15 protein-coding genes are annotated in these 23,440 nt (G+C 36.5%); 5 read left to right on the top strand and 10 right to left on the bottom strand.

Annotated features, from left to right (window positions below):
- Nucleotides 1-107 precede the first annotated feature (107 nt).
- The 4 genes from SBO79_RS02760 (at nt 108) to SBO79_RS02745 (ending at nt 9,087) form a co-directional block, all read left to right on the top strand.
- Nucleotides 108-3,584, top strand: coding sequence for a TonB-dependent receptor (locus SBO79_RS02760; protein WP_318641606.1), 3,477 nt, complete (start codon nt 108-110; stop codon nt 3,582-3,584).
- Nucleotides 3,585-3,598: 14 nt separating this feature from the next.
- Nucleotides 3,599-5,005 carry a RagB/SusD family nutrient uptake outer membrane protein gene (locus tag SBO79_RS02755; RefSeq protein ID WP_318641605.1) on the top strand — a complete coding sequence of 469 codons (1,407 nt, stop codon included), beginning with the start codon at nt 3,599-3,601 and terminating at the stop codon, nt 5,003-5,005.
- Nucleotides 5,006-5,114: 109 nt separating this feature from the next.
- Nucleotides 5,115-6,146, top strand: coding sequence for a TlpA family protein disulfide reductase (locus SBO79_RS02750; protein WP_318641604.1), 1,032 nt, complete (start codon nt 5,115-5,117; stop codon nt 6,144-6,146).
- 133 nt (nt 6,147-6,279) lie between these two features.
- Nucleotides 6,280-9,087, top strand: a complete 2,808-nt coding sequence (locus SBO79_RS02745; RefSeq protein WP_318641603.1) for a M16 family metallopeptidase — start codon at nt 6,280-6,282, stop codon at nt 9,085-9,087.
- A gap of 129 nt (nt 9,088-9,216) precedes the next feature.
- On the opposite strand, the gene SBO79_RS02740 is transcribed toward SBO79_RS02745, so the two are convergent.
- The 6 genes from SBO79_RS02740 to SBO79_RS02715 form a co-directional block, all read right to left on the bottom strand.
- Entirely contained in the window at nt 9,217-9,774 is a 558-nt protein-coding gene (locus SBO79_RS02740) for a tetratricopeptide repeat protein (RefSeq protein ID WP_318641602.1), read from the bottom strand.
- A gap of 35 nt (nt 9,775-9,809) precedes the next feature.
- Nucleotides 9,810-10,466 carry a 3-oxoacid CoA-transferase subunit B gene (locus tag SBO79_RS02735; RefSeq protein WP_318641601.1) on the bottom strand — a complete coding sequence of 219 codons (657 nt, stop codon included), beginning with the start codon at nt 10,464-10,466 and terminating at the stop codon, nt 9,810-9,812.
- A 52-nt stretch (nt 10,467-10,518) separates the two neighbouring features.
- Entirely contained in the window at nt 10,519-11,217 is a 699-nt protein-coding gene (locus tag SBO79_RS02730; RefSeq protein ID WP_318641600.1) for a CoA transferase subunit A, read from the bottom strand.
- 193 nt (nt 11,218-11,410) lie between these two features.
- Nucleotides 11,411-13,720 (bottom strand): transglycosylase domain-containing protein, encoded by a 2,310-nt coding sequence (locus SBO79_RS02725; protein ID WP_318641599.1) that lies wholly within the window; start codon nt 13,718-13,720, stop codon nt 11,411-11,413.
- 3 nt (nt 13,721-13,723) lie between these two features.
- Nucleotides 13,724-14,209, bottom strand: a complete 486-nt coding sequence (locus SBO79_RS02720; RefSeq protein WP_318641598.1) for a gliding motility lipoprotein GldH — start codon at nt 14,207-14,209, stop codon at nt 13,724-13,726.
- Nucleotides 14,193-15,521, bottom strand: coding sequence for a PSP1 domain-containing protein (locus tag SBO79_RS02715; RefSeq protein WP_318641597.1), 1,329 nt, complete (start codon nt 15,519-15,521; stop codon nt 14,193-14,195). The genes SBO79_RS02720 and SBO79_RS02715 overlap by 17 nt, the downstream gene beginning before the upstream one ends.
- A 546-nt stretch (nt 15,522-16,067) precedes the next feature.
- Here SBO79_RS02715 and SBO79_RS02710 point away from each other — a divergent pair.
- Nucleotides 16,068-17,258: a sensor histidine kinase gene (locus tag SBO79_RS02710; RefSeq protein WP_318641596.1), complete on the top strand. Its 1,191-nt coding sequence runs from the start codon at nt 16,068-16,070 to the stop codon at nt 17,256-17,258.
- A gap of 543 nt (nt 17,259-17,801) precedes the next feature.
- Here SBO79_RS02710 and trhO read toward each other — a convergent pair.
- The 4 genes from trhO to SBO79_RS02690 form a co-directional block, all read right to left on the bottom strand.
- Nucleotides 17,802-19,154, bottom strand: a complete 1,353-nt coding sequence (trhO, locus tag SBO79_RS02705; protein ID WP_318641595.1) for an oxygen-dependent tRNA uridine(34) hydroxylase TrhO — start codon at nt 19,152-19,154, stop codon at nt 17,802-17,804.
- Nucleotides 19,155-19,286: 132 nt separating this feature from the next.
- On the bottom strand, nt 19,287-19,697 hold the full coding sequence (locus SBO79_RS02700) for a BrxA/BrxB family bacilliredoxin (protein ID WP_318643406.1): 411 nt from the start codon (nt 19,695-19,697) through the stop codon (nt 19,287-19,289).
- 73 nt (nt 19,698-19,770) lie between these two features.
- Entirely contained in the window at nt 19,771-20,928 is a 1,158-nt protein-coding gene (locus SBO79_RS02695) for a PepSY-associated TM helix domain-containing protein (protein ID WP_318641594.1), read from the bottom strand.
- A gap of 91 nt (nt 20,929-21,019) precedes the next feature.
- A complete protein-coding gene (locus SBO79_RS02690) occupies nt 21,020-23,398 on the bottom strand; it encodes a TonB-dependent siderophore receptor (RefSeq protein WP_318641593.1) in 2,379 nt (792 codons plus the stop codon).
- Between the last annotated feature and the right edge of the window lie 42 nt (nt 23,399-23,440).

Below are 23,440 nucleotides of genomic sequence, written 5' to 3'. Positions count from 1 at the left end.
TGATGTTCGAGCATCGCCGGCCTAAACCTTTTAGGTTTACTGACTTTGATTTCTAATTTTTAGACTGTTGTATGAGTACTATTATTAACCAAAACCATTACGAATGTATGAAATTATTACTAAAAATTAAGTCGAAAAATCATCGACTTTCGTCTAAAACCTGGCAAATTATGAAGCTAGCCTCCATCTTCTTTCTTGTGTTAACATTGCAAGTTTCAGCTGCTGCATCGTCTCAGACGATTACGTATTCTGGCAAAAATATCGCTTTCAAAAAGTTCTTGAATATTGTGAAAACGCAAACAGATTATGTGTTTTTCTATGATAGCGCTTTAGCAAAAGATGCAAAACCTGTATCTCTTGACGTGACGAATCAACCGTTGGAAGAGGTGCTAAATAAAGCCTTTGCAAACGCAGATTTCGATTACGTTATTCAAGGTAAAACGATTTCTTTAGTTGCAAGTCCTAAAAAAACTGTGGTTGCTAAACAGCAAACTACCACCATTACAGGAACTGTATTTAATGAAATGAATGAGAAATTGATTGCTGCAAGTATTCTTGAAAAAGGCACTCAAAATTCAACAATGACTGATGCTCTTGGAAATTTTAAAATGACTGTTTCTGGTAGCAATCCAATTTTATTGGTTTCTTACATAGGTTACGAAGATTTAGAATATACTATTACGTCTCCCGACAATATGAAAATTGTTATGAAGGAAGCGGTAACAAGTATGCAAGAAGTTGTAATTATTGGTTACGGATCTCAAACTCGTGACAAGGTTACAGGGGCTATATCATCAATAAAGAGTGCTCAGATAGAGCAAATGGCAACAGGTACTGTTGGATTTGACAAAGCTTTGGGTGGACTGTCAGAGGGTATGCAAGTTTCTCAAAATAGTGGACGTCCAGGTGAAGCCATCAGAATAAACATCAGAGGTTTAACGTCTCCACTATCGGGGCAATTAAATCAACCATTGTTTGTCATTGACGGAATCGTTTTTAATACCGATGCTATATCAGGAGTTAATCCGTTACTAGCAATTAACCCAAGCGATATCGAAAAAATCGATGTCTTGAAGGATGCTGCAGCAACTGCAATCTACGGATCACGTGGAGCAAATGGTGTAATTATCGTTTCGACCAAAAGAGGTAAGAGAAATCAAAAAGCAAGAGTTAATTTATCGTACTCTTCTACATTTGCGACTCCTGTAAATACTTTAAAAGCTTTAAATGCTTCTCAATATAAAGACTTTTATAACACACTTATTACAAATAGTGTAAATGGGTTGAATGATGGAACTTTAGAATTCTATTATGATTTTGACCTTATGAATATTGCAAATATCGATTTGGATTACGATACTTTTCAGTATACAAATAACGGGATTAGAGATGATTACTTTGGTACCGCAGATACAGATTGGAATAAAGAAGTTTTCAGAAAATTAGCTGTTACAAATCAAACTAACTTTACGATAAGTGGAGGAAATGAAAAAACAAATCACTCTTTTAGCCTGTCTGCTGTAGATCAAGAAGGTCTTACAATTAAAGATGAATTTGATCAATACAATATGAGAATGGCTCTAGATACAAAGTTGAGTGAGAAATTTACAGCTGGAGCAACCGCAAATATCTCTCATACTAAAGCAACTACGGGTGAAGCAGTAGATTTTAGTATTACTAATATCAATACTGCAAATGTTGTAGCTAGACCAGATTTACCTATTTATAATGAAGATGGTACCTTCTTTAATCAAGCTGATTATACTTATGGTTTTGAAACTTTTGAGCCGAATCCGCTTGCAAAATTATCTAATATATATGAATCTCGTGCTTATAATTTTATTGGAAATACTTATTTAGAATTCACACCAATAGATAAATTAGTATTTCGGGCCGACATAAATGGAGGTGTTTTTTACAACAAAACTTCTCTTTTTGTACCTAAGTACACATTAACAGATTTCACTTTTGGACCAAATGAATCTTCTTTGGTAACAAATGATGGTTTAAGCTCTAATATTACGACGAATGTAACTGCAAAATATAATTTTAAAATAGCAGAAAATCATGAATTTAACGCTTTAGTTGGTGTTGCCTACGATAGAACAAAAAGAGAAAGTAGTGGTCATTTTTACCAAGGATTTCCTGATGACGATGTTTTGATTGATGCAAATTCTGCAGCTACAGTTTTGGGACAAAATAGTTTTAAAGGGGAAGTTGGAATAAATTCTTTGTTCTCACGCTTAAGCTATAGCTACAAAGATTTGTATAATGTTACTGTAAATTATAGAGTAGATTCCTCGTCAAAATTTGGACCTGATAATAAAAGAGGCCCCTTCCCGTCACTTTCATTAAGTTGGAATGCCTCTAATGAAAAATTTCTAGCAGACATACCACAAATCAATGTGCTTAAAGTAAGAGCTAGTGGAGGTATTGTAGGATCTGCAAATACTGATGACTTTGCATATATACCATTTTTTGAAATTGTTCCTGGAGGTTATGGAAATAATCCTGGAGTTAGACCTTCAGATGTTTTACCTAATTTGGGAATTGGATGGGAAGGTACAAAAGAGATTAATTTCGGTTTAGATTTCAAATTATTCTCTCATAGATTGTATGGTAGCGTTGATATCTACGATAGATTGACAACTGGAGCTCTTGCTTTGACACCAATTCCTTACGAATTGGGTCCATTAAGATATTTCTCAAACCTTATGGATGTTTCTAATAAAGGAATCGAGATTAATCTTGGTGGAGATTTAGTTAGAAATGAGAACTTCACTTGGAATGTAAACCTTAATTGGGCTTCCAATAAAAATGAGTTAAAAGAATTGTATGGAGCAAATATCAACCAATTTAGTCTTGATTACTACGTACAAGGTCAACCAGTAGGAACAATAAAAGGATACAAAGTTGAAAAAATCTTTCAAGATCAATCAGAAATTGATGACTTGAATGCTGCTTCTCCTAATGGATTTTACAGTTCTCAATATGCTGGCGTTGGAGATTACAAATTTGTAGACACTAACGGTGATGGAGAGATTACGACATTGGACAGACAGATAATTGGCAATATTCAGCCTGACTTCTTTGGAGGATTTAGCAATACTTTTACTTATAAAAATCTTTCTCTAGCTGCATTCTTCCAATTTTCTGTAGGATCAGAAACTATTTGGGATGCAATTCCTTCAGGAGTTTACAATCCATTAGGTGCAAACAAACTAGCTGAATACGGTCTTAATACTTGGACTCCAGAAAATACTGGCGCAACTTATGCAAAAGCAGTTTATACTGATCCAGCTGGAAACTCTAGAATTTCAGATAAGTATCTTTTTGATACTTCTTACCTAAGATTGAAAAACATTCAGTTGACTTATAATTTTGACAAGAACCTAATTGAAAGGTTATCGTTAAGCCGTGCATCAGTATTTATCGCAGCTTCTAATATGTTGACATTTACAAAATATCCAGGATTAGACCCAGAGACTTTTGGCGACTCGTCAGGTATTACGGGACAGACCAACAATCTTGATCCTTATCCTTTAGCGAAATCGGTATCTGTTGGTGTTCAATTACAATTCTAAAAAAAAAGTACATTATGAAAAAATATATAATAAAATCGGTTGTAGCAGTGATGTGCTTTGCGACATTCTCATCCTGTAATATTGATGACGTGAAACCATTTAATCAACTTACAGCAGAAAACGTTGTACGAGATGAACTTTCGGCTCAGGGAGTGTTAAATGGAATTTATAGTGGTTGGAAAGTATTAGAACTAAACGCTTTTCCGCTACATCTTGAAGCTTTAGGAACAGTTGGTAATTTTACTGGATCAGTTGCTGGTAGCAATGGTTTTAATTCAAACCAAGTACTTCCAGAGAATGCATACATCAGCAATCTTTATAATGCTCATTACAAAATAATCAACGGATCTAACTTTCTTATTCAAGAATTAGAAGCTGGAAAAGCAGTAGGTATTAGCGAAAGCTCCAAATCTGAAATGCTTGCTCAGGCAAAGTTTCATAGAGCAATGGCGTATTTTAATCTGTTGCGCTATTTTGGGGAATATTTCGATGCAAGTTCTCAGTATGGTGTAGTTGTTAGAACAAACTTCGCAAATGGATTAGAGTATCGTCCTCGTTCATCTGTAGCAGCGACCTATTCATTAATCCTTTCAGATCTTGATTATGCTATGAATAATGGTCCTCAATATGTGGAGCATTACCGTGTTGGTCAAGTTGCAGCTACTGCTTTATTGGCGAGAGTGCAACTTTACAGAGGTGAATATGCAGCTGCAGAAACTTTGGCAGGAATTGTAATTGACAATGCTGAAGGATATGTATTAGAAGATTCTTATGATTCTATTTTCTCAAATGGATATAATTCATCAGAAGTAATTTTTGCAATTTACAATGACATTCCACCATCTAGTGGTAGTGGTATGTATCAGGCAAGTCGTACAAAGTATAGTAATGCTTTCAAAGATATTGCAGACGCTCAAGTACCGGGTGAAGGTAGTCTTGACGCAACGGGATCTGGTTTCGATCCAAGGTTTTCATTTGCCTATTCTGATGCTACAAAAGGAATTAACCTTAACGGAAAGTATCCTGGAAACGAAAATGTGGCAACATCAACTAGAAACACTCTTTACTATATCCGTTTAGCTGAAATGTATCTAATAAGAGCTGAAGCAATTGCAAGAAGCAATGGAGATCTTGATGCTGCATTTGCAGATGTAAACACTTTACGTTTAAGAGCTGGAGTAGATGAGAAAGAAACTACAGACAAGGCAACTTTATTAAATGATATCCGTGAAGAGAAAATGTTGGAAATGTTTTATGAAAATGGAGAATCTTGGTTCGATTTAATCAGATATCACAAAGCCGGCGATGTAAATGCTTTTGACGAAAAATCTTCGTTGACGAGTAGTAAGCAGTTTATATTACCAATTGGTATTAATGTACTTACAGGAAACAATTTAATGATTCAGAATCCGGGATATTAATTACAAGAAGCTTTTTAGCTTTCGCTAAATTAATTGCGAAGGCTAGAAGAATTCAACTAATCAAACGATATAAGTCGCTTGATTTTCACTACAATTAAATTTCAATTTTATGAAAAAAATACTAGCCGCAGCAGTTTTATTTGGACTTATTTCTTGCAATGAAACTCAAGGACAAAAGGACTATGCAAAAATTTCAGGAAAAATAACGAACCCAGTAGAAGGGCAAGCATTTCGTTTATTCAATCCGGAGACGAGCAAAACTCGACTTCTTACAGTTGACAAAGACGGAAACTTCAACGATACTTTACACCTAAAAAAGTCAACCTCATTTAGTGCTACCTACACAGGATATTTTGGAGTCGAATTAGCAAATGGAATGGATCTTAAATTAAATTTTGATTCAAAAAACATCGGAAAAACAATTACTTTTTCTGGAGATGGAAGCGTTGCAAATAATTATATGCGTGAGAAATCTAAATCATTAGGAAAACTTATTGGTGAAGACTATAAGGGTTTCTTTGGTACCGAGAAAGCACAATTTGATAAAGCTGTCGATGAGCATATCGCTAAGGTTTCAAGTCTACTAAATGACAATGCTAACGAATTGGGAACTGCGTTTGTTGCTCGTGAAAAAGCTGCCTTTGCAGATTTCAAGAAAGATATGCAGGTTCAGAATGACAAACAGTTAAAGATAGATAAAAACCTGAAACCAGGAATGATGTCACCACAGTTTACAAACTATGAAGACTATAAAAGTGGTAAAAAATCACTAACAGACTTTAAAGGTAAGTATGTATTTATTGACCTATGGGCAACTTGGTGCGGACCTTGTAAATACGAAGTTCCATTTCTAATTGATTTAGAAAAAAAATACCACGGAAAAAATATTGAATTTGTGAGCATCTCAATCGATCGTCAGAAAGACAAAGAGAAATGGAAAAAAATGATTGCAAAAGAAGGAATGACGGGGACTCATTTGCTGGCAGATAATGAAATCGATTCTGACTTTGTAAAAGCATATTATGTAGAAGCAATACCACAATTTATTTTGCTTGATCCCCAAGGGAAAATCGTTTCAAACAATACTGCCAGACCTTCAGAACCAGAATTAATAGAGCTTTTTGATTCTTTAGGTATCTAATTAAACATTGCTAATTCCCTATAAAGCATGTTTCTATTAAAGGCTATCGAATTTTGATAGCCTTTATTGTAGCTTTTTTTTCGTACCCAAGGAACGTAGGTACAACCATATTAATAATTTCTATAAAACGATAATGAAAAAATCAATTTACCTATTATTAGGTTTTCTAATAAGCATTGGAGCAACTGCACAAGAGTTTTCCTCAACAACGCCGCTTAAACCAAGTGACAAGATCACTAGGGGAGTCTTAGCAAACGGACTTACATATTATATTTATAGTACAGAAGTTAACAAAAATACTGCGAGTTACTATATCATTCAAAATGTAGGGTCAATTCTAGAGAATGACGATCAAAAAGGACTAGCGCACTTTCTGGAGCACATGGCCTTTAACGGAACAAAAAACTTTCCAGACAAGGCAATTTTAAATACTTTGCAAACACACGGAGCTGTTTTTGGTCGAAATATTAATGCTTATACGGCATTGGACGAAACAGTTTACAACCTTGATAATATCCCTACAAATGTCCCTGGACTAGTTGACACTTGCCTTCTTGTATTGCACGATTGGGCTGATGAACTTTCTCTTGAAGAAGAAGAAATTGATGCCGAACGTGGTGTCATTACAGAAGAGTGGAGAACAAGAAACGATGGTGGACAGAGAATTTATGATCAGTTAACGCCTATCTATTACAATAATAGTAAATATGCAGACCGTAGTCCAATTGGTACTATGGACATTGTTCAGAACTTTAAATATAAAGCTCTTAGAGATTTCTACCACGATTGGTACCGCACAGATCTGCAAGCAATCGTTGTTGTAGGTGATATTAATGCAAAAGAAGTTGAAGCTAAAATTAAAACTCTCTTCTCAAAAATCCCAGCGATCAAAGATCCAAAGGAACGTTATGAGGTTACTATTGCAGATAATAACGAACCTAACTTTAAAGTTGCTTTAGACAAAGAAGTTACTAGATCGACAATTACATTCCTGATTTCACAAAATCAGAAAATGAAATATAATACTTATGCAGATCTTCAAGCTAAACTCGAAAACGAAATTGCTTCTTCACTTCTAAATATTAGATTAAAAGAATTGACACTATCGGCAAGCGCACCCTTCAAAGATGCGTACGCTGGATTTGATAAATTACTACGCACAAATATGGCGCTTAGTTTGGATATTATGCCAAAGCCAAATTTGCAAAAAGAAGCTTTTGATGCAGTTGTCACTGAATATATGCGTGCTAAAAAATTCGGATTTTCTGAAGGGGAAATTGAACGCGCTATTGCTTCAAAGAAAACTGCTTACGAGAATCTTATCGAAAGAGAAAATGAAACTTCTCACGCTGCAATTATCGAAATCACCAAGAGCAATTACCTTGACGGAAAAGTGATGAGAGATGTTAAGGCTGAATATGAAATGGCAAAAGCTATCTTCGCCGGAATTAATTCTGCACGTTTGCAAGAAAGATTAACTGAAAATTTTACTTCAAAAAACAGAGCAATTGCAGTTACAGGAGTTATTGGAGAAAAGAATATTACACGCGAAGAAGCTCTAAAAGTTCTCGCTGATGCTGAAAATAATACTGCACTTACAGCTTATGTTGATAGTTTTGCTGGTCGTACTCTATTAGAAAATGAAGATGTAAAACCTGGGAAAATTAAAAAAGAAAAGAAGAGCAAGAAACTTGGTTCAACAACATTTACTTTAAGCAATGGAGTGGTGGTTCATTATAAATTCGCTGACAAAAATAAAAGTGAAGTATTGGTTACGGCCGAAAGTTATGGTGGATCATCTTTATATGAGCCAAAAGATTTCCCGTCATTAAGACAAACTGCAGCGCTTGCGCAAATGTCTGGCATAGCAGGATTTTCTAGTTCTGAATTAAAGAAATTACTTGCAGGGAAAACGGTTCAGACAAGAACTTCAATTAATTCGATTACCGAAAAAATTGAAGGATATTCTACGGCAAAAGATCTTGAAACATTGTTGCAGATTTTTAGATTGCAGTTTACTGCCCCAAGATTTGATTCGGCAATGTTTGATTTATTGAAAAATAACTTAGAAAATACGCTAGTTGCTAGAGCCGAAGATATCAATGCTAAAATGAGCGATAGTCTTTCGATTTCTATTTACGGAAAGAACAATCCTGAAATCCGTATGATGAATCAGTCTTATATTGATGATTTATCTTTTGAGAGAATGCAACAAATTTACAAAGAGCGTTTTGCAAATATCGCTGATTTCCAATTCTACATTGTTGGAGATGTAAGTGCAGATGCTGTGAAACCATTGCTAGAAAAGTACATTGCTGGAATTCCAACTACAAAGAGCAGAGAGAATTTCATAGACAATACTACAAAATGGATTTCTCCAAGAATCGACAAAGATGTTTATTTACCGATGGAAACGGCAAAAAGTACGGTTATTATTCAGTTTGAAGATGATATGAAATACGATCAGAAAAACAAATTGATGGGAAATATGCTTGCAGATGTTTTGTCACTTCGTTATATGGCGACTTTGCGTGAGCAAGAAGGTGGAACTTATGGAGCTTCTACAGGATTTGATGCACAAAGAAGACCTCAAGAATTAGGAAAACTGTTTATTAGCTTTGAGTGTGACGATGAGAAAGTAGAATCTCTATTGCCAATCGTTTATCAAGAAATTGACAAAATCAAAGCTGGTAATATTCTGATGGAAGATATTGAGAAAGTGAAAAACAACTATTTCAAATCAAGAGAAGATAGTAAAAGTTATAACGGCTACAGCTATGACGTACTTTACAACTTCTACACTGACGGATATAATATGAATGACCCAAAGACTTACGAGTATATTATTAAGTCAATAACAAAGGCGGATTTACAGAAATTCGCAAAAGAGTATTTTGATAAAAGCAGATCTTATGAAGTAGTCTTTAAACCTGCCAAATAATAAGGTTGTAAGTAAATTTAAAAAGGATTGCCTTTCGGCAATCCTTTTCATGACTAAAAGAGAATTTCTGTTATTATATATTTATGAAACTTTATTTCAATAATTCCTTCTTTAAACCAGTGGCTAATTTTATTTTCTAATTAAGCCAGTTGCTAGTCTTTCTTTTATAAATTTTACTCGATGTTCATCTTGATTTCTCGCGACTCCGCACCAAAATCGGGTAGGTGTTGAATTTTCAATATTAGCAATATACTTTTGTGCTAGGATATAATCTTTCTCCTCTATTGCTATATCAGCTAAGTCGAGAAAAGCCTGTCGTATATAATAGCCATTAGATTGATCAGATTCGATGACCTCAAGTAAATGTTTTTTACTCTCCGCCAATTTTAATTCACCAAATTCAAAATGACCAACGTAATATAAAGAAGTTAGATAATATTCCGAATATGGATACTCTTCAACAATTTTTTTAAAATTCTCAAATGCCCTCTTAAGACAATATTCGTCATCCGTAGAATTTCTTACAGCATTTATATCTGCCTCAGATGTCAATACATTAACATCTCCACTATTGTAAACTTGGTAAAATGCATTGGCATCATTATAAAGTTTAATATCAATCGCAGTTTTAGTCTGCGCAAATAGAGGTAGCGAGAAAAATAATAATGAATATAATAATACTTTCATGTTGAATTGGAAATTGAAACCAGCACATTAAATCTTTAACCAATCACCATCTCAGGAATTTCTCCTTCAATAATAAGTTCTGCTTCGGTACTTTTGATGATGTGCTCAACACTTACACCAGGAGCGCGTTCAAGCAGCTTAAATCCTTGCGGAGTTACTTCCAGAACAGCCATTTCGGTTACAATTTTCTTAACGCAGCCAACGCCGGTTAACGGCAATGTACAACGTTTTAAGATTTTGCTTTCGCCAGCTTTGTTTACGTGCATCATTGCGACGATGATGTTTTCGGCAGAAGCCACAAGATCCATTGCGCCACCCATTCCTTTTACCATTTTGCCTGGAATTTTCCAGTTGGCAATGTCTCCATTTTCGGCAACTTCCATTGCTCCAAGAATCGTAAGATCCACTTTTTGGGCGCGAATCATTCCGAAGCTAAATGCTGAATCGAAAAATGATGCTCCCGGAAGGGTCGTAATAGTTTGCTTTCCTGCGTTGATGATATCGGCATCTTCTTCTCCTTCAAATGGAAATGGCCCCATACCTAAAACGCCGTTTTCACTTTGAAATTCAACGTTGATGCCTTGGGGAATATAATTTGCTACGAGTGTTGGAATTCCAATTCCGAGGTTAACATAGTAGCGATCTTTAAGTTCTTTTGCGATGCGTTTTGCAATCCCTGTTTTATCTAACATATCTAATGTTCTTTATAATGTCTTGAAAAATTGTCTTAGCTTTTACTGCTTTTTAACGCTGTCTTACGGTGCGTTGCTCAATGCGTTTTTCGTACTCTTTACCTTGAAAAATGCGACTTACCATGATTCCCGGAATGTGAATTGAATTCGGATCCAGTTCGCCTGGCTGAACCAATTCTTCTACTTCGGCAATGGTAATTGCAGCCGCTCCAGCCATTACAGCATTGAAGTTTCTGGCAGTTCCTTTGAAAATCAAGTTTCCAGCAGTATCGCCTTTCCAAGCTTTTACAATTGCGAAATCTGCTTTGAAAGCTTCTTCCATAATGTGCATTTTGCCGTTGAATTCACGTGCTTCTTTTCCTTCAGCTACTTCAGTACCATAACCTGCCGGTGTAAAGAAAGCAGGAATTCCAGCTTGTGCAGCGCGGCATTTTTCAGCTAATGTTCCTTGAGGAGTTAATTCTACATCAAGTTCGCCCGAAAGCATCTGACGTTCAAATTCGGCATTTTCACCCACGTAAGACGAAATCATTTTTTTAATTTGTCTTTTGTGAAGTAATAACCCTAATCCAAAATCGTCTACTCCAGCATTGTTCGAAATGCAGGTAAGATCTTTTATTTCTAAATCTACTAATTCGTTGATGCAGTTTTCTGGGATTCCGCAGAGTCCAAAACCACCCAACATAATTGTATCACCATCTTTAATTCCTTCTAAAGCGTCGTGAACGCTCTTTACTTGTTTGTCAATCATAGTTTACGTAAATTTTTTAGCCCGGATTGTAGCGGAAAGCCCGGAGCAAAAAAAGCATTTTTGTAGTTGCAGCTGCACAAAAGCGACCAACGGAAGCTCTTTGTGTAGCTAGCAAATACTGCTTTTTTTGTGAGGACTTGCAGCAAAAAGCCGGAAATAGCTCCAAGTAAAAATACTTGGAAATTATAATTTATTACAATTCAAATTCGTCTGTGCTTTGATCATAGGTGGTCGAATCTTTAACCTTTGGCACCCAACAATCTACTTTAATCGACAGGTTTGCTGGACGCTCAAAATCTGATTTAGAAATGTCCAAATCCTTATCTGCATACACTTTTTTCATCAGAATTCCCCAAATAGGCAAGGCTGCCGTGGCTCCCTGACCGTAGGTAATCCGTTTGAAATGCGCTGATCTATCTTCGTTGCCGACCCAAACTCCAGTCACTAAATTTGGCACCATTCCCATAAACCAAGCATCAGATTGATTTTGCGAAGTACCAGTTTTTCCAGCAATTGGATTGGTAAAAGCGTAAGGATAACCTGTCACTCTGTTATAGCCATTTCCGCCGCCAGTAGTACGTAAACGTGCTCCAGATCCTGATTCAGTTACTCCTTGTAGTAATTTTATTACAGCAAATGCAATGTCTTTGTTCAATACGTCATGCGATTCTGGAATCGGCTCGTAAATACTCACGCCATTTTTGTCCTCGATTCGAGTTACAAATAGCGGTTTGATGTAAATCCCTTGATTGGCAAAGGTACTGTAGGCAGCGACCATATCGCGAACCGTGATTTCTACGGCTCCTAGCGCAATTGAAGCTTGCTCTGGAATGTCAGATTCTACACCTAATTTTTTGGTCAGAGTTACCACCGCCGACGGTCCTACTTTGTCAATCAACTTTGCCGAAACTGTATTGATCGATCCAGCAAGTGCTTGTTTTAGCGTTACCATTCCTCGGAATTTATGGTCTGAGTTATTCGGACTCCACGATTTAGTTACGTTGTGACGACCAGCTGGAATTGTAAAAGGCCCATCAATTATAGAGTCGCAGGGAGACATGTTTAATTGCTCGATTGCGGTGGCGTAAACAAAAGGTTTAAAAGTAGATCCTACCTGTCTTGCGCCTTGTCCTACGTGGTCATATTGGAAATATTTGTAATTGATTCCGCCCACCCAAGCCTTGATGTGACCAGTACGAGGTTCCATTGACATCACTCCTGTTTGCAAGAAACTTTTAAAATATCGGATAGAATCGCGAGGCGTCATCACTGTATCGCGCTCACCTTTGTAGGTAAAGACTTTCATGTCAGTCTTTATGTCGAATGATTTAATTATATCTGCATCCGAAATATCTTGTGCCTTCATCAATCTCCACCGTTCTGACGCCTTTATCGCACGCATCATAATACGATCTGTTTCCTCTTTGGAAATGTTGACAAACGGTGCGTTTTTATTGTTTTTGGACTCTGCAAAAAATTCCTCTTGCAGATTAGAAAGGTGCATAGTTACTGCTTCTTCAGCATATTTTTGAATACGCGAGTCAATTGTAGTATATATTTTGAGGCCGTCGCGGTAAATGTCATAATCAGATCCGTCTGCCTTTTTATTGTCTTTGCTCCAACCTTTTAGATATTCGCGAAGAAATTCTCTAAAATAAGTTGCTGTTCCTTCTTTGTGAGACTCTGGTTTAAAGTCTAGCTTGATAGGTTTTGCTTGGTATGTTTTCTTTTCCTGCTCGGTAAGAAAGCCATTTCGCTCCATTTGTTTAAGTACAATATCACGTCGCGCTTGAGTTTTTTCCAGACGTCTTAAAGGATTATAGTATGATGGATTATTGAGCATTCCTACAAGCATAGCGCTCTCATCTATGGTTAGATCTTTTGGTTCTTTGCCAAAATACACTTTTGCAGCTGAGCGAATTCCAACTGCAGTGTTTACAAAATCTGCTTTGTTGAGGTACATGGCTATAATTTCCTGCTTGGTATATTGCCGCTCAAGACGAGTAGCAATGATCCACTCTTTCCCTTTTTGAATAATTCGGAAAATGATAAATTTTGAACCTTCGCCGTGGAAGAGCAGTTTTGCCAATTGTTGAGTAATCGTACTTGCTCCACCTCTAGTTCCTGCACTCAATGCTGCCGAAGCAGTACGTCTGAAGTCAATTCCAGAGTGCTTGTAAAAACGCTCATCCTCTGTAGAGACTAATGCGTTAACAAGATGAGGCGGAAGATCTGAAAATTTGATCTGTGATCTGTTTTCACTATAAAATTTACCTAAAACTTCGCCGTCAGAAGAAATAACTTCTGTTGCTAAGTTTGAATCTGGATTCTCTAACTCTTCAAAAGAAGGCATCGATCCCAGAAGTCCCCAAGATGCAAAAAGGAAAAACAATAGGAAGAATCCTAAAGTGATAAAGAATATTTTCCAAAACAAAGCTTTGTAATAGCTTACATCCTTTACCTTTTTGGTTGTGCGTGATTTTGTAACTTTTTTCTGAGCCATATTTTATTCTAAGGATTCAATTCTAAAACCAACTTCTGTAATTCCGGGCAATTCCTGCAGACCATCTACTTTTCCAGTCTCTCGAACTGCTTGTTTTATCTGGACTCTGTATTTTCCGGATTTAAATTTCATTTTTTCTTTATAGTACAACTTACTCTCTTTAATATCTGAGAAACCATTGCCCAGCATAGTGCCATCAGGTTCAGCCATCTGGTATTCTAATGTATCAACTTTGGTCATTCCATCTGGTTGCTCAAGAGCAACAATCAAAAATAGATTGGAAAAAGGATACTTATTTGATGTTCTGAGATTGACAAATAAGTCATAAGACTTAGTTGTATCAAGCTTTGGCAGATTGTAACTCACAATAGAATCACGGTGCCAAGCGCTGCCCACCGAATGGAAGTCGTCAAATACGCGGCTCTTATCGCAGGACACTAGTGTGACTGCTGCGATAAGTATCACGATATGCTTACTCTTTAGAATCATCTTTCTTATTAGGAGTTATTTTTATTCTAGCTTTTGGAGTTTTTGGTTCTCTAAGGTTATCCTTATTGTTTGAAGGATTATTCCCTTTTTTAGGCTGACCGTCAGCTTTTACAGCATTTTTCTTAGCAACAATAGCGGGAGTTCCTGGCTCTCTCGCCACGGCCGCACCTTCTTTCTCGCCGGCTGGTTTTTTCTTCTTGGTAGGACGTTTCTTTTTCTTAGGCTGATCAAAGCGAGTCAGACTTTCTTGTCCCATTGCATTATTATAGTTCTGTTCTGGTTCCGCAGCAATTTCTACCGCAAAATCCTCTAGAGCAGAAACACGTCTTTTCTCTTTATTTTCTGCAACAATTTCACGCACTTGCTCAATTTTAAGCACATGCCAATTAGAGTAATTATCGGTATAGGCAAACCACATCAAACCTTTGAAGATGTCTTGCTTTTGGCAAACTGCTTCTCCCTTTTCGGTCATCAATCTAGTGTCGAAATCTGGAAAACCTTTTAGCGCATCCATATAAGTATCAAGCTCATAGTTCAGGCAACATTTTAATTTTCCACATTGTCCCGCAAGTTTTTGCGGATTTAAAGACAATTGCTGATAGCGTGCAGCCGAAGTATTTACACTTCTAAAATCTGTAAGCCAAGTACTACAGCAAAGTTCACGTCCACAAGAACCAATTCCGCCCAAGCGAGCTGCTTCTTGTCTAAAGCCTACTTGCTTCATCTCAATTCGAGTGCTGAATTCCTTTGCATAATCTTTGATTAACGTTCGGAAATCGATACGATCGTTGGCTGTGTAATAGAAAGTTGCCTTGCTACCATCTCCTTGAAATTCAATGTCAGAAATTTTCATTTCCAATTTCTGCTCAATCGCAAGTTCACGCGCACGTACCTTCATGCCGTCTTCTCGATCACGAGCAACCGACCAAATATCAATATCTTTCTGAGAAGCTTTTCTATAAATCTTCGCAACAGCATTGGATTTGTGGTCAACTCCTTTCTTTTTCATTTGGATTTTTACCAATTCACCAGTAAGAGTTACAATTCCGATATCATGGCCTGGCGAAGCTTCTGTAGCAACAATATCGCCAATGCTGAGTGTTAATTTTTCGGTATTTCTATAAAATTCTTTTCGACCATTTTTAAATCTAACTTCCGCACAATCAAAAGGTTCCTGACCATCAGGTAAGCTCATATTTGCCAACCAGTCAAAGACTGTGAGTTTATTGCAGCCATCGGTGCCGCAAGTCCCATTATTTTTGCAACCCTTTGGCGCACCGCCATCAGAGGTTGAACAACTTGTACATGCCATAATATATAGGTAGTGTCGCGATAAACACGACTTAAGTTCTTAAAACGTTTTGAGGGTAAAGATAGTATATTTTGAATTAAACATACTAGAATCAACACCGCCGCCAAAATTGAATTTATATCTATTAAAATTATTTTTTGAAGCTTTATCCCGCTTTTCTCTACAATCCTTAGCCAGCATTTGCCGCAACAGTGGGCAGTTAAGGAGCTTCCGTTGGTCGCTCTTACCTGCCGCTGTTGCAAAAAGGCAAATGATGGCTAAGGGATTTTCGCTGCAATCGGGGCTAGGAAACTTGTTGTTACCACAATTGTCAGTATAATTAAGGACGAACTATTTTTCAAAGTAAAATTCCTAAGAAAATTTAAATATTCTTCAAAAGATCGTCGTAGCTAGGTTTTAAGATGGTAGTAATTCTGTACTACTGGAATTTTTTCGAAAAATTTCTAAAAGCTTTTGCGTTGAAATTCTAAAAAAATTATTTTGATGTCAGCAGTTCTAAAATCCAAATTGCAATAATTATAGTATCTTAACTCAAAATACGCCCGTATGCAAAGTCCCGAATTACCGGCAAATGAGCAACAACGCCTACTTGCTGTTTCAGAATACTGTTTATTAGATACATTGCCCGAAATAGATTACGATAATATTACTAAACTCGTCTCTACGATTTGTAATGTTCCGATTACATTAATAACACTTCTTGATCAAAATCGAAATTTTTTTAAATCCAATCGTGGAATACCTTTCCGCGAATCACCGCGAGATATTTCTTTCTGTGGACATGCCATACTTTCTGACGAACCTATATTTATAATTGAGGATGCCAGAATTGATAATCGGTTTAAATCAAATCCGCTCGTACTTGATATGGGAGCAGTGTTTTATGCAGGTGTAAACCTTATAAATCCCGAAGGATATGCACTAGGGACATTGTGTGTTTTTGATTATGAGCCTAGAATATTAACAGAGACACAGAAAGACGCCTTATTAATACTAGGAAAGCAAGTGGTGAATTTGATGGAACTTCGTCGACAAAATTTAAAGCTTGAAGTAGCGCAGGAGCAACTAAAGCAACATAATCGTGAACTTCAGAAATTTGCCAGTCATATCTCACACGATTTAAAGTCACCCTTGGCAAATATTATTTCGCTAACCAATTTTCTTAAGGACGATCTTGCGGGAGCAATTACAGCTTCTGCCGAAGAATACTTGGGTTATATAGAAGAATCAGCTTTGATACTTAAAGATTATATCGATGGAATCTTGAAGCATTATCAAGCAGACGAATTATTAAATTATCAAAATGAAACGCTTAAACTTTCAGATTTATGCTCGGAAATTCAGAAGCTTCTTTTATCAAAAAACGATATTTTACTTTGCAAAAATGATACAGAAATAGTAAACATCAATAGGGCTGCAATCACTCAAATTCTTTTAAATTTAGTTGATAATGCTTTGAAATACAATACAGCTCCTCAGCGTAGAGTTAGCATCGAATATGTTGATGATGCAGAATATCACAAGTTTGTCGTTGTAGATAATGGCATCGGGATTAAAGAAGATCAACAAGAAAAGATATTTCAATTATTTGCCACTATTCCTCATGAAAATATAAAACCTAGCACAGGCATTGGATTAAACACCGTAAAAACGCTTGTTACAAAACTTCAGGGCTCAATAAGTGTTAAATCTGAGATGGGTCGTGGAAGTGCCTTCACTGTGACAATGGCGAAGTAGAGAAAGTCACATGCAGAATGTTACGCTTTTTCACCCATATTTAATGCTCATTAAAGGTTGAAAGTTTCAATATGCTTTACCCCATATAAACACCCTAAAAAAATTCGGACACAATTATAGATCAAAAACTATAAGGAAGTACGATGGAAAAATTTAAAATTCACCAAAGATGATAAGTGTGACTTCTTTTCATACTACTGACTCGATTGACAAGATTAAAATTGGTTTTCATCTACGTGTTTTGCACCGTGGTAGAAATTGAAGAAATAGAGTTGGGCAACGGTGACTGTAAATTCAGGAAATAAGCATGAAAAGGCTACTAAAAAAGGATTCGGCACCTTAAAAACAGTATAGTAACCAAAATCGAAATTTTAAGGAGGAGTTTTCACAATGCAATATGGTCTTAAATTTCTCATTATAGAATCCTCGATAGCGATTAAATTTCACTCATAGAAATTCAAATCTAAATTTACTACTCGAGCAATAACATACAGAACAAAAAAAGCGCCCTCACAGACGCTTCATTTATTATATAAACATATTTTACAATTTGTAGAGCTTATCTGAAAGTCTGATTCTAAAAGGAAGTTTCATCGTAACAATGTCGCCTACTTTTGCCCTGTCAGTGGAGATTTTGTCAACAAATAATTCTTCAACGATTACCGTTTGTTCGCCAGTAGTTGATCCAATGATCTGAATTTTATCACCAATTGCTAGATCATTTTCTAAAATTTCAAACTGTCCAATTCCCGCTTTTACAAAGTAGTGCATAACGTCTCCTACAAAGGATCGAGCAATCTTAGTTTCCTTCTTGATTCGCTTTGGTCTTTCAACTATTGTACTATTCGCGGAAGCGGCAGCCAAATTGGCTTTGAACAACAATTTGTCCGACTTTCCTTTTTTGAAAATCATATTTCCATTCTTAATTCCGCTACGAAGTTTCTTTTGCTCGTCTTCTGGCAAATGAATTACTTCCTGACATTCTACAGAACAACAGCCTTCCATTGCAACCGCACAAGCATCGCATTGAATAAATAATAAGTGGCAACCTTCGTTTTCGCAATTGGTATGAACGTCGCAAGGTGTTCCGCATTGATGGCATTTTGCAACTACATCATCTGTAATTCGCTCGCCCAACCGGTGATCGAACACGAAGTTTTTTCCGATGAATTTACTTTCCAGACCTTCGGCTTTTACCTGACGTGTATATTCGATAATTCCACCTTCAAGCTGATAGACGTTGGCAAAACCTTTATGCTTAAAATACGCACTTGCTTTCTCGCAACGAATTCCGCCGGTGCAATACATCAATAAATTTTTGTCTTCTTTATGAGCAGAAAGTTGTTCCTCGATAATTGGCAATGACTCTCTAAAAGTGTCAACGTCTGGTTTGATTGCTTTGGTAAAATGTCCAATCTCACTTTCGTAGTGATTTCGCATATCTACCACAACTGTATTTGGATCGTCAAGCATGGCGTTAAACTGCTGAGCTTTAAGGTGCGTCCCAATATTAGTTACATCAAAAGTTTCATCAACAAGGCCATCGGCGACAATCTTATCACGAACCTTGATGGTAAGTTTTAAAAATGAAAAATCGTCCTGTTCCACGGCAACATTCAGCCTGATACCTTTCATAAAATCGTACTTTTCTATGGTATCCTTAAAAAGGTAGAAATTGTCCGCGGGCAATGATAATTGTGCGTTAATTCCTTCTTTTGCGACGTAGATTCGACCAAGAACCTCAAGAGGATTCCAAGCTAGAAATAGTTCGTTTCGAAAAGTTGTGGGATCTGAAATTTGCGCATAAGCATAGAAGGACAAAGTAAGTCTTTGCTTTCCGGCGTCATCAATAAGGACGGCTCTTTCTTCTGCGCTTAAGGTGTTATACAGTTGCATGCTATAAACGGTTTAAGTTAAGAAATTATGCATTTTTATTTTCCAAAATGCTGTGCAAAGGTAAATAAAATAGGAGCATAAAAAAAGGCTTTCCAGAATTTCCGGAAAGCCTTTAAATACTATTTTGCTTGATTAGCAGTATTCGTTGTAAGCGTTTTGTAGGTTTTCAGCAATTAATTCTGCTGGGCGACCTTCAATATGATGACGCTCTAACATGTGAACTAATTCACCGTCTTTAAACAATGCCATACATGGTGATGATGGAGGAAAAGGCAGCATGAACTCACGTGCTTTATCAACTGCATCTTTATCTACACCTGCAAAAACTGCAACTGTTTGGTCTGGTCTTTTTGCTCCTTCTAAACTCATTTTTGCTCCTGGGCGTGCATTACGTGCAGCACATCCACAAACAGAATTGATAATTAGTAAAGTTGTTCCCTCTTTGTTAATTGCGTTTTCTACTGAACCTGCTGTATATAAATCTTCAAAACCTGCATCTGAAAGTTCAGCACGCATTGGGTTAACCATTTCTTCTGGATACATATCGTGTGTTTTTAATTTTTGTAAAGTTACAAAGATTTCAGATGACCATTTGTACACAACCGCTAAAGTTTTGTTATTCTACAAGACGCTTTTTATTCTTAGGCTTCTTATTGAGTTTATTAATCCAAATTATCATTCCGGTTATGGGAAGACTTGTTGCAATTAGACAAACAATGAAGTAAATAATTTTCGAAAATAATCCATAAATCTCACCTGTATGAATTGGTTTTATCTGCGCCGCAATTTTTTCGCCAAAACTCTTATCTGCAAAGATTTCGGTTTTAAGAATCTCTGAAGTATATGGATTTATAAAAGTGCGATCGGTACTAACCTTATTTAGATTTAGAGCATTCCTTTTCGTTACTTCAAATGCATCATCCGCTTTTTTTGGTACCGAAATAGTAGTGATTCCTTTATAAATAAATACTTTAGAACTAATAGAAGCTACTTGATCCATTGTAAGAATCTTGCTCTGCTTTGGAATTTGGACAGTTGGCTTTATCTCATTTCTTCCTGCAAAAACCTCAGCATTTAAAACCGTGCTTAAACCATTTTTATACCATTCAAAAGACCAATTTAATCCTGTTAGTGATACTATTAATAGAAAAATTAATGAATAGAAACCCAGAACATTGTGCAAATCATGATTGATGCGTTTCCAGTTTGCGGAGAACTTGATATTAAGTCCGCCTTTGAAACTTTTCCGACCTTTAAATTTTTTTGGCAACCAAATTATCAATCCCGAAAAGGAGAGAATAACAAAAATTAAAGTCGCAACTCCAACGATGGGACGACCTATTTCTTGATCGAGCAACATCCATCGGTGCATTTTGAACATCGTCATCATAAATTTAGAAGATGGACCATCGCTGTTTCCTAAGATTGCATTGTTATACTGATTAACGTAGAAAGTTTTGCCTCGTTTGTCTTCTTTTCCCATCAAAACTTGCAATTCGTAAGGCTTTTCTCGATCATCTGAATACGTAATTCGACTTACTTGTCCTTTGGTTTTACTTTTGGTATTCGTAATAATTTGCTCCAATGCTAGTGGATTTTTGCCAGTTTCAATTTGGTATTTTTCGGGTTCTAAGAGTTGGGCAATTTCTTTATTAAAGGTATAGAGAGTGCCGCTGAGGCAAATTATAAACAGTGGTATGGCGCTCGCAATTCCCAACCAAAGGTGGATGTCTCCAATAAATTTTCGAAACGTATATTTCTTTTCTTTCATCATCTGAATCTTCTAAATTTTAATATAAAACGGTTGGAAGCTATTTCAAATCAAACCGTTCTCTACAATAACTAACAATAAATAAATTATTTTTTTAAAAATGATAAATCAACATTCCTGAAAAATTGATAGGATCGATTGGATTTATGTAAGAGGTTCTGTAGGCATTATAGCCAAATTCATTGAAGGCATTATTTACATATCCCAAAACTTTCCAATTTTCGTTGAATTTATAGCCAACTTGAAAATTCACAGTTGTATAGGCAGCCAAGTCAAATGGTTTTACATTCGGAACAATTCCCTCATGAGTTATTGGACCTTTTGACCAGTCATTTACAGGTCGATCTCCTAGGTAATAAACTCCAACTCCAACCGAAAGTCCTTCAAGACTGTTGTTTAAGAATTTGTAGTTTGCCCACGCATTCGCTGTATGTTTTGGGGTATTTAATGGTGCCGAATTATACACGTAAGAAGTATGTTCTTTGTATTTTGCATCGATAAATGAGTATCCAAAAATAACTTCAAGATTTTTTAAGACACGACCAGAAAGTTCAGTCTCGATTCCTTGACGTTGGTCATTTCCACCTTTTTGATAATATCCAGTTTCTGTCCAAGTGTTGTCATAAACTGGCAGATTCATATCGCGGTTGTTGATTTTGAAGAAGGTCGTATTAAATCTCAATCGATCGTCAAGCCAAGATGTTTTCCATCCTGCTTCCCACTGATCCCATCTTTCATTTCCTAGAGCATTTCCGTTTATATCCTCTCTTGTTGCTGAGCGAGGGTTGGAACTATTGGTGTAAGAAGCAAAAAGGTTAACGTTTTTGGTTGGTATAAACATTACTCCAGCTAGCGGATTTACGGCATTACTAGATTTTACTCCGATATTGATATTAGCGATTGATTCAACTTTGCTGTAACGAAGACCTACAAATGTTCTGAACCATTTTGTCCATTCTGTAACGCCTTGCGCCAAAACTCCAAATCCTTTTGAACTTTCATTGTTTGTAGTTGCAGCTCCGTAAGTTACTGTTTCTGGCAAATAATTGTTGATTGGTTGGTAAACGTCAATTACATCAAGAACGCTTGTTTTTTCGCTAAGAGTTGAGGTAGTGTTTCTGTTATAATCAAAACCTACTTGGAATAAATGTTTAATGCTTCCTGTATAAATATCTTTTGCAACAAGGTCTAATTGAAGAACTTGATTAATATCTTTTCTGGTGCTATGACTTAAAGATCTATTTCTTTGCGAAAGGGTCAAGTTATTTTTACTTGCCAAAGCTGCGCCAACATCATCGGTTGCCAAGTCAGATTTGAAATAAGCCGCTCTTACTGACAGTTTTTCATTAATTTCTCTGTCAAAGCGAACTGTGTAGTTTGTATTAATCGTATTGGTCTTGTCATTTGTATAACCCAAGAATTTGTTGTGAGGAAGATCGTAGATTCCGTTTACATCAGATTCGCCGATATTAATTGTACCCAAATCCGGAGTTCTATTGTCATCTAGATAATCCATTTCAAAAGTTAGCGTGGTTTTATCATTCGCTTTCCAAGCAATAGATGGATTTACATAAATCTTGTCACTGTTCACGTGGCTTCTGTAACTATCTTTCGTTTCGTAAGCTCCTGCTATTCTAAAAGCTACTTTCTCTTCTTTGTCCATCGGACCGTAGAAGTCAAATTGTGGACGGACCTGTCCCCAACTTCCAGAACGAAGCGAAACTTCTCCACCCGAATAAAAATTTGGCGTTTTTGTTACGATGTTTATTACTCCTCCAGGGCTTCCAATATCGGTGGCAACGCCTTGAGTAATTGCCGAAACTCCTTTCAAAACTTGTATATTATCAATACCAGCAGCATCAGTGAGAATTCCCGTACCTCTAAAATCAGAGTTCACACGTACGCCATTTTTCAGGATCGGAATACCTCTATATCCTCTTGACGCCATGCTTTCACGCTTGTTACCATAAGTTGCAAAGGCGTAAACCCCAGGAACATTTCGAGTGGCATCATTAATAGTAAGCGCCCCTTGTTTTTGGATCAATGAACTTGAAATTACAGAAATACTCTGAATTTGATCTCTTGCTTGAAGTGGCAATCTTGTCAATGTTTCCAATTTTTCTGGAGCAATATTGCTGCGCCCAAAAACCTCAACTTCTTTGAGTTCACTGTTTTCTAAGGAAAGAGTTATGTTGAGGGTTGTAATATTCCGATTAATATTTACAGTAAAAACTTTTGATTCAAAACCTGCGTGATCGATCATAACAGTATACATACCGTATGGGAGATTTATTGCGGTAAATTCACCCGCTTTGTCGGTAAGCAGAATATTGGTAAGTTTTTCTATTTTGACTTTTGCTAATGAGATAGGTTCATTTTTTGAGTCGAAGATGTGACCTTTTAGAGTTCCTTGTTGGGCTACCGCAACTGCGGTGGTGGCTAGAGCAAATATTGCTGTTGCTAAGTATTTCATATAAATTGTTATTTAGACTGAATTAAAACAACGCAAATATAG

It is taken from the genome of Flavobacterium ardleyense (genome assembly GCF_033547075.1).
Classification (GTDB): domain Bacteria; phylum Bacteroidota; class Bacteroidia; order Flavobacteriales; family Flavobacteriaceae; genus Flavobacterium; species Flavobacterium ardleyense_A.
This window is presented reverse-complemented; position numbering and strand designations above follow the sequence as displayed.

What these genes read in the sequence shown, in the direction of transcription:
- SBO79_RS02760 (WP_318641606.1), top strand. Translation starts at nt 108, where the DNA reads ATGAAATTATTACTAAAAATTAAGTCGAAAAATCATCGACTTTCGTCT.
- SBO79_RS02755 (WP_318641605.1), top strand. Translation starts at nt 3,599, where the DNA reads ATGAAAAAATATATAATAAAATCGGTTGTAGCAGTGATGTGCTTTGCG.
- SBO79_RS02750 (WP_318641604.1), top strand. Translation starts at nt 5,115, where the DNA reads ATGAAAAAAATACTAGCCGCAGCAGTTTTATTTGGACTTATTTCTTGC.
- SBO79_RS02745 (WP_318641603.1), top strand. Translation starts at nt 6,280, where the DNA reads ATGAAAAAATCAATTTACCTATTATTAGGTTTTCTAATAAGCATTGGA.
- SBO79_RS02740 (WP_318641602.1), bottom strand. Translation starts at nt 9,774, where the DNA reads ATGAAAGTATTATTATATTCATTATTATTTTTCTCGCTACCTCTATTT.
- SBO79_RS02735 (WP_318641601.1), bottom strand. Translation starts at nt 10,466, where the DNA reads ATGTTAGATAAAACAGGGATTGCAAAACGCATCGCAAAAGAACTTAAA.
- SBO79_RS02730 (WP_318641600.1), bottom strand. Translation starts at nt 11,217, where the DNA reads ATGATTGACAAACAAGTAAAGAGCGTTCACGACGCTTTAGAAGGAATT.
- SBO79_RS02725 (WP_318641599.1), bottom strand. Translation starts at nt 13,720, where the DNA reads ATGGCTCAGAAAAAAGTTACAAAATCACGCACAACCAAAAAGGTAAAG.
- SBO79_RS02720 (WP_318641598.1), bottom strand. Translation starts at nt 14,209, where the DNA reads ATGATTCTAAAGAGTAAGCATATCGTGATACTTATCGCAGCAGTCACA.
- SBO79_RS02715 (WP_318641597.1), bottom strand. Translation starts at nt 15,521, where the DNA reads ATGGCATGTACAAGTTGTTCAACCTCTGATGGCGGTGCGCCAAAGGGT.
- SBO79_RS02710 (WP_318641596.1), top strand. Translation starts at nt 16,068, where the DNA reads ATGCAAAGTCCCGAATTACCGGCAAATGAGCAACAACGCCTACTTGCT.
- trhO (WP_318641595.1), bottom strand. Translation starts at nt 19,154, where the DNA reads ATGCAACTGTATAACACCTTAAGCGCAGAAGAAAGAGCCGTCCTTATT.
- SBO79_RS02700 (WP_318643406.1), bottom strand. Translation starts at nt 19,697, where the DNA reads ATGTATCCAGAAGAAATGGTTAACCCAATGCGTGCTGAACTTTCAGAT.
- SBO79_RS02695 (WP_318641594.1), bottom strand. Translation starts at nt 20,928, where the DNA reads ATGATGAAAGAAAAGAAATATACGTTTCGAAAATTTATTGGAGACATC.
- SBO79_RS02690 (WP_318641593.1), bottom strand. Translation starts at nt 23,398, where the DNA reads ATGAAATACTTAGCAACAGCAATATTTGCTCTAGCCACCACCGCAGTT.